A 15,388-nucleotide genomic window follows, 5' to 3' on the forward strand; every position below is an offset into this window, starting at 1 on the left:
GGCGAAGGGGAGCTAAAAGTAAATTTTAGAAAGTATTCTTATAATAAAACCTCAAAACTAATTTTCAAAAGTTCACAGGATGGAGGTTTAACAAAATTGAGAAAAAAGCTTACTTTAACAGCATTATTTCTATTTTCTTTTATTTCACTTTTTTCCTACGATCTTTTTTTTTCTGGCGGTGAGTTGGTACACTTTATAAATCAAAAACTAAATATAAGTACTTCCGTAAAAGTAGTATCTTTTAGTATGGATGATACAATTTCTAAAAATATATCAGCTATAAACCATCAAATATTTTTAGAAAAAGATGGCGGATACTCTGGAGATTTAAATTTAAACATCAAATACGATAAAAGCCTTGACGGTTACCTACATCAAAAGTATATGATCTTCGATGACAAAGCGGTATTATTTGGAACGGGGAATTTCACTAGAAGCGGTTTATTATCAGACTTGAACATCTTTATTTACACCGAAGACGAAAAGATTGTAAAAGTTTTTCTTGACGAATATGAGAACTTTCAAAGTGGTTTATTTGGAGATTCCAAAAAAGTAATCAATGAGCGTCTAAATGCCGCCGAATTTGGGAAAGTAAAAATAGTAACCGGACCATCAAAAGAGGTCCTTAACTCAGTTTTAAAAGAGATTAAGAGATCCAAAGTTTCTATAAAGGTTTTCTCGTATTCTTTCACAGATCCCTACTTCGTTCATATATTAGAAAAGGCTTCTTCGAATAACGTAAAGGTTGAAATACTATCCGATGATTGGAATAAAACCTACAGTTCACCATTAAAGTATATGGTAGACATAAAGATAAAATATAGGAATGATATTCATGCAAAATGTATAACAATCGATGATGATACGGTTATTATAGGAAGCTACAATCTTACGTATAGGGCAAGAGAGAAAAACGACGAAATGGTTGTAATAATTAAAAACAAAGGGTTAGCTAACGATATAAATAGAAAATTTGATTTATTATGGCAAGAATGGTAAAATATATTGGTGTGTCTTTTCTTCAATACCTAAAAAGGAGGCCTGTGCTTTTAGATAATAAACTGAAAGCACAAATCAAATATGAAAATAAGAATATCTTTGGCCCAAATGAACTCCACAGTTGGAGATTATCAGGGAAATGTAGAAAAGATAAAAGATTTCATTTCTAAAGCTAACGAAAAAGGTGCAGATCTAATACTCTTTCCAGAATTAACTCTAAATGGTTATCCCCCCGAAGACTTAATCTTAAAAACCCAATTTCTAAGGGATTCCTTGAGAAGTATTGAAGAAATTCAGGATTTTAGCAAATCAAAAGATATAGTAATAATTTTAGGTGCTGTTGATTGGGATGTTGAATCTTACAACACCGCTTTTGTTATTTACAAAGGGGAAATCTACGGTAATTATAAAAAGATGTTCTTACCAAATTACTCAGTTTTTGACGAAAAAAGGTATTTTACTGCCGGTAGAGTACCTTTTTTAATGGAAATTGAACGAATCAAAATAGGAATAACAATCTGTGAAGATCTATGGGTTCCCAATGGGCCAGCTGTTTCCTTGGCACAAAACGGTGCCAATTTGATTCTAAATCTTTCTTCATCTCCTTTTTATAAGGGAAGAAATAAAGTAAGGTTCGAAATGCTCAAAACTCGAGCATCAGAATTATCAAGCTGGATCGCTTATTGCAATAATGTGGGTGGGCAAGATGAGTTAGTTTTTGATGGTGGAAGTGTTGTTATTAACCCATACGGAGAAATAGAATTAAGTGCTCCTTCTTTTGAAGAAGGATTATATTTTATCGACATAGACCCCCTAGAACCCACTAGAGCCAATTTAAGGGAAGGAAAAAGGAAACATTACAATCAAAGTACATATTATGAAAGTGTAAATACCATAAAAATAGCAAAAAAGATCACCGAAAAAACCGCTATAAAAGCTGCCAAAGTTCACTCTTTTGACATATATGAGCAATTATATCTAGCCATAAAAACTGGGATAAAAGATTACGTTTGGAAAAATGGTTTCCAAAAAGTTGTTTTAGGCTTAAGTGGAGGAATAGATTCTTCGCTTGTAGCAGCTATTGCAGCCGATGCTATTGGTCCTGAAAATGTATTAGGATTGATAATGCCCTCTCAATACTCTTCTAAAGGCAGTATCGACGATTCGATAGAACTATCCAAAAATCTGAAAATTAATTACAAAATAATACCTATAAATGATCTATACGAAAAATACATTGAAAATTTAAAAGAAAGCTTTAAAAACACCGATGAAGACAAAACTGAAGAAAATATACAAGCAAGGATAAGGGGAAACTTAGTAATGGCATTTTCGAACAAATTTGGATATTTGGCCTTAGCTTGCGGTAACAAAAGCGAGGCAGCAACAGGATACGCTACCTTGTATGGAGATATGGCTGGAGGATTCTCTCCCATTAAAGACTTATACAAAACTGACCTATACAACGTTGCCAGAAAATACAATGAACTGCACGGAAAAGAAATTATTATAAGGTCTATATTAGAAAAGCCTCCTTCAGCAGAACTTCGACCAAATCAAAAAGATGAAGATACCTTACCCCCATACTCTTTACTAGATGAAATTTTATTCAAATATATAGACAGAGAAATGTCTTATGATGAATTACTCCAAGAAGGATACGATGAAGGGCTATTGAAAAATGTAATAAATATGGTCAATAAAAACGAGTACAAAAGAAGGCAATCTGCTCCAGGTATAAAACTAACTGAAAGAAGTTTTGGAAAAGACAGAAGGATGCCAATAACCAACAAATATATACCCTGGTAGTTTAGGAACCGCAGGTTCCTTCCATAAAAGGTGGAAACTAGGTAAAGCTGACTCCTTTTCCTTATGGGCGGGCTGCGGGGCGAAGGGGCGCAAATAAAGAATAAGCGCAGCTTACAAAAAAACGATGCTAACAATTAACTAAAAAATGCTCTACTTTTAAAAGGGTCACAGGGCGGAGCCCTTTTGCTGATTTGTGCAAAAAGCTTTTTGCTGATCTTTGCAAAATGGTTTGTTTGCAATGCTTTAGAAATGTTTTCCAAAATCTCGTTTGCGTAGCTTTTGCCGTTTTATGCAAAAAGCTTTTTAATAATGCTTTAGAAGTAACATCCTCATTCTCATTTGCGAAGCAAATGCGTTCGGGGATCTTAAGGGGGAACCCCTTAATGGCCAAGGGTGGGGAGCGGGGGAAAGGGCGCTAAAAAAAGATTAAAACAGGAGAAAAAAAATTATGGAAGAAAAAGAAAAAGACCAATCCAACGACAGCCTAAAAAATTTACTAATTATAATCGGTACTATGGCAGTCATATATTTCGCAACTTTCATACTATGGAATTTGTATGTAGAAAACTTAGAAAGCCATTATTACTATCCATATGTAAAAATCAAAGAAACCGGGTATGAACGGATTAAAAAAATGCCGTTTACTCCAAAAGGCTACAATATAACTATTGAAAATAGTAATATTACCAACACTTACACAGTAAAAACGAAGTTTGGAACATTCAATATTCAAACATTCGATGATAGGTTTTTCTTTTTTGAGAACTCTGATATGATAGTGATCTCTTATCCTTCATACGATTTCAGAGGGCTCGAATATTCTGTAATCCTTAAAAATGGAAATATTTTTAAATTTGTCATAGTACCAAACGAAGAAATTGTGGATGATGTCTTCACCTTTGTTGAAAATCTTATAAAAATAAGAATCTTACAAGTTCCAGAATTAGCAAATTATGATTATATCAAAGAAAGTGAGGACAGTTACACCATTGAAAGTAACGATCAAGAATTTCATTTATCAAAAAAATTGATAAGCACGGTAGGTGAATCTCAAGATTACATTTATTTTATTTCGAAAAAGTATGGACTGTTCAATAAAATATACTACTTAGAAAAATCAACCAATAAATTTGGAGAACTAATAATGATATCGGAATATTAAGAATTTTAGAACAATAATTAGTTTCTGTAAAGATTAAAAATTTTTACGTATAAGATTTTAATTTTAAAGGGGCGTTACCTAATTTTTAAAGATTCTATCAAAAGCTAAATTGGGAGGGTAAAAAATGGATTTTATAAGTAAAATTACCGTCGTTCCAAAAATCCCGGAAAAGATATATGGGATAAAAGAACTCTCTGAAAACATGTGGTGGACTTGGAATTATAAAGCTCAACAATTATTTGAAAACATAGACAAAGAACTTTGGCATTCCACTCAAAGAAATCCTATAACCTTTTTGAAGCGCGTGGAACAAAAAAAGTTAAACAACGCTGCTGAAGATTTAAAATTCAATGAACTCTATCAAGAAGTCATGAAAGAATTCTCTGATTATATGAATGAAAGTAGCAACACATGGTTCAGAAAAACTCACAGTACTTTTAAAGAAGGAGAAATTGCATACTTTTGTATGGAATATGGCCTTCACGAGTCTTTCCCTATGTATTCAGGTGGACTAGGAGTATTGGCTGGTGATCATCTAAAAAGTGCAAGTGATTTAGGGATCCCCCTTATAGCAATAGGCTTACTATATCAAAAGGGTTATTTTATCCAGAAACTTAATTCAGAAGGTTGGCAAGAAAGTATATATTTAGATTATGATTTTTCGGATTTTCCAATAACTCCCGCTAAAGATAACAGCGGAGATGAAATATACGTTGATATAGACCTGTTAGGGAAAAAGCTCTTCGCCAAAGTTTGGCAGGTAAAGGTAGGAAGAGTGAACTTATATCTCCTTGATACCAACCTAATGCAAAATGAACCAGAAGACAGGGAAATAACCTCCACATTGTATGGTGGAGACATAGAAATGCGTATAAAACAAGAAATACTAATAGGAATTGGCGGAGTTAAAGCGGTAAGGAAATTAGGATACAACCCATCTGTTTGGCACATGAATGAAGGTCACGCTGCATTCTTGGGTCTTGAAAGAATACGTGAGCTAGTTCAAGAACACGGCTTAACTTTTGAGGAAGCTATTGAAGCGGTTCGGGCAGGAAATGTTTTTACCACTCACACTCCCGTACCTGCTGGAAACGATGTATTTTCTATTTCCTTAATTGATAAATATTTTGGAGATTTCTGGCCTAAACTAGGGGCTGCGAGGCAGGATTTTCTAAATTTAGGATTAGAAAAGCGACAAAGCTCAGAAGAATTATTTTCGATGACCATTTTAGCCCTAAAACTCTCTGGAAGATCAAATGGGGTTTCAAAGTTACATGGAGAAGTATCAAGGAAATTATGGAACCATGTTTGGCCAGGTATTGAATCCTTGGAAGTACCTATAAACTACGTTACCAATGGTGTTCATATAAACACCTGGTTAAATCCAAAATTGCAAGAATTTTTGAAAGAATACCTAGGAACAGACTGGATGTCAAAGATAGACGATCCTGAACTATGGGAAAAAATCGATAACATCCCAGACACAGAACTATGGAAAACACACCAACAACTAAAAAAAGAATTAATCGAATATATAAGAAATAGCATAAAAGCACAAAGAATGAGACATGGTGAAACAGTTGAGCAACTCGAAGAAGTAAACCAAATAGGAGATGAAAAAGCCTTAACTATAGGTTTTGCTAGAAGATTTGCGACCTATAAAAGAGCAGATTTGATATTCAGCGATGAAGAAAGGCTAAAAAAGATTTTGAACGATCCAGATAAACCAGTACAATTAATATTCGCAGGTAAAGCTCACCCAGCAGATAAACCAGGTCAAGAACTCATAAAAAAGCTATACGAATACTCACGAAAACCAGAATTTCAAAATAAGGTCATAATTCTTGAAAACTACGATATGGACATGGCAAGACACTTAGTCTCAGGGGTGGACATTTGGCTAAACAACCCCAGGCGTCCAAGAGAGGCATCAGGAACATCGGGAGAAAAAGCTGGAATGAACGGTGCTATAAACTTCTCTGTATTAGATGGCTGGTGGGTTGAAGGATACAACGGCAAAAACGGTTGGGCTATAGGAGATAACAGAGACTACGAAGACTTAAAATTACAAGACAAAATAGACAGTGTTTCAATATACAACCAATTGGAAAAGCAAATAGTACCCATGTACTATGAAAAAGAAGAAGATAACATTTCAAAAGAATGGATATCAAGGATGAAAGAATCTATTAAAAGCGTTACATCCTTCTTTAACACCTCAAGAATGCTCAAAGAATATACTCAAAAACTGTATATGCCTGCTCTTGAGCAGTACATACGTTTTTCAAATAATGACTTTAAGTTAGCGAAAGAATTTGCCGGTTGGGTTAAATTATTAAAAGAAAATTGGGATTCTATAAAGATACACGTTAAACTTGACCAGGATCTAACTGGAGTAAAAAATGCAGAAGAAGAAGTGGGAGTAAAAGCAGAAATATACTTACCAGGTATCGGCCCAGACTCAATCTTACCAGAAGTAGTATTCGCTAAGTTAAAAGACGGTAAGATTGTAAATATAAGGCGGTACGACATGAAACTCATTAAAGAAGTACAAAAAGACACATATCAATACTCAGTAAAATTCAAAATAGAAGACAGAGGCGAATATGGAATAAATGTAAGAGTAACACCTAACAATCCCCTTATGCCCCATAAAAACTACTTGATGGGCCTTGTAAAATATCCTCAATAAGATTATGTAAATTTTTTATCTACCCCCTTGATTTCAATATATTGTTAATGTTATGATATAAATATACAATATATAGACTCAAGGGGGTAATTTTAATGCAAGTTATAAATAAATGGATAGAAAAAGAACCATCTCAGAATGCAGTAACTATATTAAGAGACAGGTATTTCTTAAAAGATGGAGAAGGTAATTATTTAGAAAGCACATGGGACGAAGTTGCAAAAAGAATTGCAAGACATGTTGCTGCAGCTGAGGTAAACTATACCAATGATATAGAAGAAATAAAAAATGCAGAAGAGCATTTTTACCAACTAATAAAATCTCGAATTTTCTTACCAAACAGTCCAACCTTATTCAACGCGGGCAAAACAATGGACAGACAGTTATTCAAAAAAGATATAGAAGAAACAACATTAGAAGACTACAAAACGATTTTCGATTCAAGGACAAAGCATAACATGTTATCCGCTTGTTTTGTAATCCCTATGGATGACTCCATGAACGCAATATTTGATGCAGTAAAAAATGCTGCCCTAATAATGAAATATGGTGGAGGAGTAGGATACGACTTCTCTGTTTTACGCCCAAAAGGTTCTTCTATTGCAGGTACAGGAGGAAAATCCTCTGGACCAATTAGCTTCATGCATGTCTTCAACACAGCAGCCTCCACGATAGAACAAGGTGGGGCAAGGCGGGCAGCTCAAATGGCTGTATTAAGGTATGATCATCCCGACGTCTTTGACTTTATCAATTCCAAAAAAGACAACAAAGGTAGTAATGTTTTGAATTATTTCAACATTTCAGTAAACATAGACAATCCAAAAAAATTCAAAAAAATGTTGGAAGAAGATGGGGATTTAACGTTGGAACACCCAACATCATCCATAAAAAAGACTATCAAGGCAAACGATCTAATGAACAAAATGGTCGAAAACGCATGGAAAACGGGAGATCCTGGAATGCTATTTCTGGGTAGGCACAATCAATACTACGCAATGAGTGAGCACACCCCAGTCACCGCCACAAACCCATGTGGAGAAGAACCACTACCACCTTTTGGAAGTTGTAATCTTGGCTCAATAGACGTTGCAAAACTAGTGGAAGACATTGATTTAGGAAATCCCAATTCGGAAGATGCCTCAGAATTCCAAGAAATAGTATATTGGGCTATTAGATTTTTAGATGACGTCATAGAATCAAACATCTACCCACTAAAAGAAATTGAAGAAATATCGAAAAAACAAAGATTTATCGGATTAGGAATAATGGGACTAGCCGATGCATTATACAAAAAAGAGCTACCATACAACTCCGAACAAACCAGAAAGTTCATGGCTAAATTAATTGCTGAATTAGCTTATTTCTCTCATGTTGCAAGTACTGAATTAGCCAAAGAAAGAGGCAATTTCCCAGACTTTCAAAGGTCCAAATATCCCAATGGATTCATACCATTTCCAATGTTGGATGACGAAATAGACGAAGACCTAAAAGTATGGAATCAAAAAATACGCCAGCATTTTCAAGGTGAAGCCACAAAATACAAAAGAAATGTACAAACAAATACCATAGCTCCAACAGGTTCAATATCTAACTTAGCAGACACATCAAGTGGAATCGAGCCAAACTTCTTACTATCCTATGTTAGATACATGACCAACAAAGAAGGAGACAGAGTTCCTCTATCTTATATAAATCCAATATTAATGGAAAAAATAGGTACCAACATGACAGAAGAACTCAAGGCCGAAATCATTGAAAAAGGCAGTATTCAAAATATAGAAAATATACCCGACGAAATCAAAAAAATATTTGTAACCTCAATGGACATACCACCAAAGGATCATTTATTAGCCCAGCATGTAATTCAAAGTTATCTTGACGCATCATGTTCCAAAACTATAAATATGCCTAAATCTTCAACTATAGAAGACGTTAAAGCCATATATCTACAAGCACTAGAATTAAACTTAAAAGGATTAACTATTTACAGAGATGGTAGCCTTGAAACTCAAGTTCTAACCTCCGCTTCCAAAGAAGAAAAACAAACATCTGAAGCACAAGGCAAAAACGTTACATTCTTTGTACTAGACGAAAAACATAAACTAAGGGCAAGACCAAGAAAAGAAACTTTACGAAGCGTCACACGAAAGTTCAAGCACGACACGGGAACGGTATACGTAACAGTTTCTTTTGATGATGCTGGAGAAGCAGTAGAAATCTTTTTATCAGATGGCACAGAAACGGCAGAGGTTATAGGAAGATTATCCTCAATTGCCTTAAGAGCAGGCGTTTCAACAGATGAAATAGTTCAGCAATTAGAAAAAGTCAAAGGATCGTATTGTAAAGAATTAGCGCAAGAAATAAGCAAAGCCCTCAACGATTTCAACCAGTTATGGGGAACTCAAATAGAAGATTATGAAGTAATAAGAACGGGCACACCTAAAACCCGAGAAGAAGTAGAAAAATTTGTCTACGCCAATGACTTAAAATACGACAAAGGATATTATATAGACTCAGAAGGTAACGCATACTGTCCAAGCTGTCTATCTAAAAATACCCTGATAAACGAATCAGGCTGTGTCACCTGTACAACATGTGGATGGTCAAAGTGTTCTTAAATAATATACAATAAGAAACAATACTAGAATTTGGTTTTGAAATAGGTGATATAGCTTTATTAAAAATTGATGGAACAAGCGTTATTGTTCCTTTTGTTACAACTTATGGTTATGTCGACAGAGGCAATCCCATTGTTGCAATAACTTTATAGCCCGCCTTCATGGCGGTTTTTTTGGTTTTATTATTTTTTTTGTTCACAGTTTAGATAAGTTGAACCGACTTAATATAAAATAATGTTAACAAGTTAACCTAATAATAACGTAGAAAAGAAAATGATGAAAAAAACCGTCTGTCGACCTCCAATAGGGTAAAAAACCCGGGGGATCGACAGACAAGCGAAAAAAGTCACAAGCCCTATTACATGCGCTTTTGAATTGAATCTTAACAAATTCTCAAAGTTTTGCTTGACAATCGTAATTTTTTATGATATAGTATTTATAAGTATCTTATGCCTTTTTATCCTACCTATAAGGAATGGAAACTTGTCTTTTAGCCATACAGCTACATTTCCAGTAATTCTTTTTATCCTACCTATGAAGAATGGAAACATTCTATCTTTAAATTTATTATAACTCTTCTCAAAACTTTTTATCCTACCTATGAGGAATGGAAACCTTTTCTAGAATGCTGTCAACAAGTTCAGCCAAGTCGCTTTTTATCCTACCTATAAGGAATGGAGGGTAGGTGGAGGAATGGAAACATCGACGTTTTAACTCACCTCGATATTTGTAGTACGTCTTTTTATCCTACCTATGAGGAATGGAGTGTGGGTGGAGGAATGGAAACGCTGAAGACATAGCAACTGAAGGGCATGAAGAAGTATACTTTTTATCCTACCTATGAGGAATGGAGGTAGGGGAGGGGAATGGAAACGAGATTGCTTCAAAGCTTCGATGCAGTATGTTCTCGCTTTAAAAGGATTTTGATGAATTGAAGGCTGGGAAGGAATGGAAATAATAGAATCTTTAGGCTTCGACATGTTAAACCTTAAATTTTTAACTAAACTTTTATGAATGAAACCCAGTAAAGAAAACATGGCCTGGTAACTTAGGGGGAGATTTTTTAATTTCTTTTGCCCTTAATAATGCAAGATATAGTAAGATTAAAAACGAGCTAGTATTCCAGCTTTATAAACTTCCATAAAATGCTTTCTGATTTTTAAACAAACCTTAATAAAAGAAAGAAATGAAAACTTCTAGCTGAATTCTTTTGAAAACCATTACCTTATAACCTTTTTACTCTACCTATGAGGAATGGAGGGTGGGGTAGAGCAATGGAAACAATTTTATTTCTAAGTTTCCAAGTAGTGTTCTCTAACCTTTAAATCATAATTTTATGAATGAAAGAAAGCAAAAAAATAATCCCTCACATGTGAAGGATTTTTCTTTTTTGTTTTGAAACAATTAAGACCAAGGGGAATGAATTGGTTGAGAAATTTTAAAGGTTGGGGATGAATAAAAATAATGAAAGATAAACAAGATCTTCAAATAGGAGACATTTTAAATTTTTGTTTTAAAGGTGTAATGATTTAGTGAGAATGAAAGCATGGTTTTATCAACTCTTCCGGATCGCCCTTCTAGTGGCTCCCAATTTTTAATCAAACTTTCATGAAAGGAATAAATGATATCTTCCTATGAAATTCTTTTAAATGATCTTTACTTAAAATTTCTTTCATTCTTTTTTTAAGGAATGGCAAAATATATAAACTTTAACATGATGTGCTATAATTTAAATATAAGATAACTTTTCATCTACATATAAGTAAAGGAACCTGTAAAAGCTAGGTTATTAACAAGTAGCGATAATCACACATCATATCGAACATGTATTTAAATTTATTTAACCAAACCCTAAGGAGGCTTCTATATGGATAACAAAGTTATGTTTCCAAAGTTATTCACACCTATCAATATAAATGGTGTGGAAATAAAAAACAGGGTTGTTTTTTTACCTCATGCCACAGTTTACGTGGACCAGGACTATGCTCCTACTGAAAGAGAAATGTATTATTACGAAGAAAGAGCAAAGGGCGGTGCGGGCCTTATAATTGTCCCTAGTAGGATTGTTCATCCTACCGGTGTATTTCCAGGTTTGGGCATAGGATACAACAGGGAAAATATCCCAAAGTTCAAGAAAATAGTCGATGCAGTACATTTTCATGGTGCAAAGACATTTATACAGCTTTCGCATATGGGCAATCAGACAAAGAGTGTAGAGACATTTCATCCTACGTGGGCACCGTCTGCGATACCTGATATGACTGTAGGTGAAATGCCTAAAGAAATGACCTTGGAAGAAATAAAGGAATTAGTGGAGTCATTTGCATTATGTGCTGAAATACTTATGGAAGCAGGTTTTGATGGTGTAGAGATCAAGGTTGCTCATGATGGTATATTAGGGCAATTTGTGTCTCTTCTTAAAAATAAGAGAACAGATGAATATGGAGTCAGCATAGAAAACAGAGGAAGAATAATTGTAGAAATTCTAAGTGCTATTAGGGTGAAAATTGGTCAAATACCGTTGGGCGTAAGGCTTGGTATAAACAGGTATATGCCTGGAGATTATGGTGTAGATGAGGCTGTTGAATATGCAAAGATGTTTACCACTGTTGCAGACTATATAAGCACCGATACAGGTACATGGGAAAGCATAGATATGCTTGTGCCATCCATGAATATCCCTCAAGGGTTCCTTTTGAAAGATGTAGCGAGGATAAAGCAGGCAACAGGTAAAATCGTAATTGGTAATGGCCGAATCGTGTGGCCAGCTACTGCTGAAGGTGCACTGGAAAAGGGCTATTTGGATATGGTAGGTATGGCCAGGGCCCAAATAGCTGACCCTTATTGGGCAAAGAAAGCTGAGGCAGGAAAGCCCTACGAAATAAGAGGTTGCATCGGCTGTAACCAAAAGTGCATGGGTAGATTGTTAGAAAACCTGCCCATAAGCTGTGTCCAAAACCCTACGTCTGGTCATGAAAAGAAATATGGAGAGGATGTCCTTTACAAAAAGACCTCAAAACCAAAAAAGATTGTTGTGGTGGGTGGAGGTCCATCAGGAATGAAGGCAGCAGAAATATATGCCAGAAGAGGCAATCAAGTTGTGTTATTTGAAAAAGATCCCGAGCTTGGAGGAAGGGTTCGCTGGGAAAGAAGAATCCCCGGAAGACGTGGAGTAGCAGGTGTAAGCCGATATCTTATGTATATGTTGGATATACTTGATAATGTTGATGCAAGGTTGAATTCAAAGGCTGATGTCGAAGCGGTATTAAAGGAAAAGCCGGATATAGTAATTATTGCTACAGGTTCGACTCTGATTTCGGCAAATCCCAATTACTACAGCACCATTGAAGCACTTAATGAAAATGTAAAAGGGAATAATATACTTGTTGTCGACAATGACTCAACTACCGAAGGTTCTGGCATTGTAGAACTGTTTGTTAAAGCTAACAAAATAGTTCACTGGTTAACACCGAGTTTTTTCAATGGTCAAAATATCACCCCTCCGATTTTGTTGGATAACTTCAAACGACTCGCTGGAAAGGAAAACCTCATACTTCATCCAATGAAAGTGTTGATGGATTTTAAAGATGGAGAAGCAACTCTACTTAATATATATCTCAACACTGTAGAAAAATTAAATGGAATAGATTCTGTAGTAGTTACAGGAATAAAGGAACCAAATAACAGCCTCTACGATTCTCTTAAAGGAAAGGTACCCGAACTTTATCTCATAGGTGATGCAGCTGCCCCTCGTGATATAGCTTCTGCTCTTGAAGATGCCGTAGGACTCACTGAATTGATAAAGGACGCTTAGTTTTTTCATATTTATCGATTAACACACTATTTATCTTTCTTAAAAAACATATGTTCTAATTAAGTTGAACAATACAAAATCAGCAGAAATATTTTTAGTTTTGTAATCCACTCCATTTTTCTCACCTCCACTAATAATATCTGCAAAAGTTTTTACATTTAAGTAAATTTTATTTTTATTTTTAAATTAGCTTACAATTTAACTGGATCATTTTTTGATCCAGGTGGGTCAAAAAATGGGACAGTTTTGGGTCAAATTTTGACCCAGTAGTGGGTCAATTTTTGGGACAGCCTATAAGGTTTTATATAATATATATAAATATATAAAATATAAAAATAAAAAAATATTTTTAATTCCTATATAGCGAAAATCAAAATTTTATTTTTTACTTTTTGCAGATACTACTTATGGGAAAAGAAACTTTTTAGAAGATGATGCGCGTTCCTGCACTTACTAAATGAAAAGTGTACCAAAAATAAGAGTCTGCTAAACGAAAAGTGTACCACCCTATCACACAAATCCTGTATAATAAATTTGGTCAAAAAAGATTGTACAGGAGGAAAGAAAGGTGATAGAGATGGTACAATACAATTATATAAGATTTTTGTATTTTAACAAACACAAAAGTCAAAGAGCGATAGCAAAAGAAATGGGGATACACAGAGTGACGGTCAAAAGAGCTATCAAGAATCCAGAACAGAAGTATCATATGAACGTTGAGAGGGACAAACCAGTAAATGGTGATTTTGAAAAACGTATCAAACATTTGTTAGAATACAATTCAAACCAACCCAAGAACCAAAAGTTAACCAAAAGACGTATATACGAACTCATCTGTGAAGAAGGATACAAAGGAAGTTATTCCTCCTTCACCTATCAAGCAAGGAAGATAGAAGAGAAACTTGGTATCAATCAAAAAGAAGGTTTTTTGAAATTAGTGCCACTAAGAGGTAGTATGCAGGTAGACTTTGGTGAAGTTTACGTGATGCAAGATAAGATGCCAAGAAAGATACACGTATTCTGTGCGAAGTTATGCTACAGCAAGGTGGAGTTTGTTAAAGCTTATCCAGGAGAGTCTACAGAGTTTTTCTTTGATGGATTAACATCGGCGTTTGATTTTTTTGGTGGAATTCCAAAAAAGATAATCTTTGACAATTTAAAACCTGCGGTGAAGGAAGTACTAAAAGGGAAAGAAAGGATACTACAAGAAGAGTTTGTCAAATTCCAATCCTTCTACTGTTTTGAATCTGAGTTCTGTGGTCCAGCTAAAGGCAATGAAAAAGGGATGGTAGAAAACCTTGTTAAATACGTTGAAAACAACTACTTCTTACCGAGAATTGAGTTCAAAAGTTTTGATATACTCAATTTGGAATTAAAGGAAAAATGTCATCAAAGGCTCAAAAAAGGAAGGTATGAAGGAGAAAGCTGGGAAAAGAGAATCCTTGATGAAGATTTTCTTCCTCTCAAAGAAAGATACGTATTTGCAAGGATAAAGGAAGCAAAGGTAGACACATACCAACTGATTCATTTGGAAAAGAACAGATACTCTGTACCAACAAATTACATTGGTAAAAAGGTTGAAGTTCACATCTACCCATTCAAGGTAAGGGTAATCTACAAAGGAGAAGTTATAGCAGAACACGAAAGGATGTTTGGTAAAAGCAAAGAGAGTTTAAACCCATACCATTTTCTACCTTTACTAAGAAAAAAGGCAAGGGCATACGAACAAGCTAAAGTCATCCAAGATTGGGGATTACCTCAGATATATGAAAAGTACCATAAGATGCTGCAAGCTCATCTTAACTCTGATTCAAAAGGAACAAGGGAATTCATAGACATACTAAAATTAACCCAACAATACACCGTTGAAGTTGTAGCAAAGGTACTAAATGAATTGGATGAAAAGAACCGTTACAGTTACCAAGACGTGTTAAGCGTACTAAGGTATCAAACACAACACAAACCCAAAACAGAACTTCTATCGGAAGAAAAGCTAAAATCCCTTGACGTAGACAAACACACCACCACTTACATGCCTCTAAGTACTTACAATGAACTACTTCGAAAAGTGGGGTGTGAAAATGAAAGATGAACTAAGAGAACAGCTCAAATATTGTCGACTAGCTGGTATATTAGAACGGTATGAGGATACACTACAAGAGGCAAAAAGAAACGAATGGGACAACGAAAAATTTTTTGAAACTTTGATTCAATGTGAAGTCATATCAAGGGGAAACAACAGATTTCAAAGGTTGTTACGCCAAGCGAAGTTTCCTAATCTAAAAACGATAGAC

The 15,388-nt window shown here is 34.9% G+C and carries 8 protein-coding genes and 1 CRISPR repeat array; all 8 genes read left to right on the forward strand.

Annotated features, from left to right (window positions below):
• Positions 1-999: phospholipase D-like domain-containing protein (locus tag AA80_RS09350; protein WP_211286598.1), on the forward strand; the 999-nt coding region annotated here is incomplete at its 5' end.
• A gap of 81 nt (positions 1,000-1,080) precedes the next feature.
• Positions 1,081-2,808, forward strand: a complete 1,728-nt coding sequence (locus AA80_RS09355; protein WP_103066756.1) for an NAD+ synthase — start codon at positions 1,081-1,083, stop codon at positions 2,806-2,808.
• A 448-nt stretch (positions 2,809-3,256) separates the two neighbouring features.
• Positions 3,257-3,970 (forward strand): hypothetical protein, encoded by a 714-nt coding sequence (locus AA80_RS09360; protein ID WP_103066757.1) that lies wholly within the window; start codon positions 3,257-3,259, stop codon positions 3,968-3,970.
• Between the two features lie 124 nt (positions 3,971-4,094).
• Positions 4,095-6,662 carry an alpha-glucan family phosphorylase gene (gene glgP, locus AA80_RS09365; protein WP_103066758.1) on the forward strand — a complete coding sequence of 856 codons (2,568 nt, stop codon included), beginning with the start codon at positions 4,095-4,097 and terminating at the stop codon, positions 6,660-6,662.
• Between the two features lie 95 nt (positions 6,663-6,757).
• Positions 6,758-9,280 (forward strand): adenosylcobalamin-dependent ribonucleoside-diphosphate reductase, encoded by a 2,523-nt coding sequence (locus AA80_RS09370; protein ID WP_103066759.1) that lies wholly within the window; start codon positions 6,758-6,760, stop codon positions 9,278-9,280.
• A 453-nt stretch (positions 9,281-9,733) separates the two neighbouring features.
• Positions 9,734-10,133: a CRISPR direct-repeat array (repeat unit 28 nt; unit sequence CTTTTTATCCTACCTATGAGGAATGGAG).
• Between the two features lie 1,014 nt (positions 10,134-11,147).
• Positions 11,148-13,094, forward strand: coding sequence for an oxidoreductase (locus AA80_RS09375; RefSeq protein ID WP_103066760.1), 1,947 nt, complete (start codon positions 11,148-11,150; stop codon positions 13,092-13,094).
• A 577-nt stretch (positions 13,095-13,671) separates the two neighbouring features.
• Positions 13,672-15,186: an IS21 family transposase gene (gene istA, locus AA80_RS09380; RefSeq protein ID WP_244903574.1), complete on the forward strand. Its 1,515-nt coding sequence runs from the start codon at positions 13,672-13,674 to the stop codon at positions 15,184-15,186.
• Positions 15,176-15,388, forward strand: a 213-nt coding sequence (locus AA80_RS09385) for an ATP-binding protein (protein WP_244903573.1), incomplete at its 3' end; no start/stop codon positions are given. The genes istA and AA80_RS09385, both read left to right, overlap by 11 nt.

The organism is Petrotoga sibirica DSM 13575, assembly GCF_002924625.1.
GTDB lineage: Bacteria > Thermotogota > Thermotogae > Petrotogales > Petrotogaceae > Petrotoga > Petrotoga sibirica.

Excerpts from the sequence above, each read along its gene's own strand:
- istA (WP_244903574.1), top strand. The coding sequence starts at position 13,672 with ATGGTACAATACAATTATATAAGATTTTTGTATTTTAACAAACACAAA.
- AA80_RS09355 (WP_103066756.1), top strand. The coding sequence starts at position 1,081 with ATGAAAATAAGAATATCTTTGGCCCAAATGAACTCCACAGTTGGAGAT.
- AA80_RS09360 (WP_103066757.1), top strand. The coding sequence starts at position 3,257 with ATGGAAGAAAAAGAAAAAGACCAATCCAACGACAGCCTAAAAAATTTA.
- glgP (WP_103066758.1), top strand. The coding sequence starts at position 4,095 with ATGGATTTTATAAGTAAAATTACCGTCGTTCCAAAAATCCCGGAAAAG.
- AA80_RS09370 (WP_103066759.1), top strand. The coding sequence starts at position 6,758 with ATGCAAGTTATAAATAAATGGATAGAAAAAGAACCATCTCAGAATGCA.
- AA80_RS09375 (WP_103066760.1), top strand. The coding sequence starts at position 11,148 with ATGGATAACAAAGTTATGTTTCCAAAGTTATTCACACCTATCAATATA.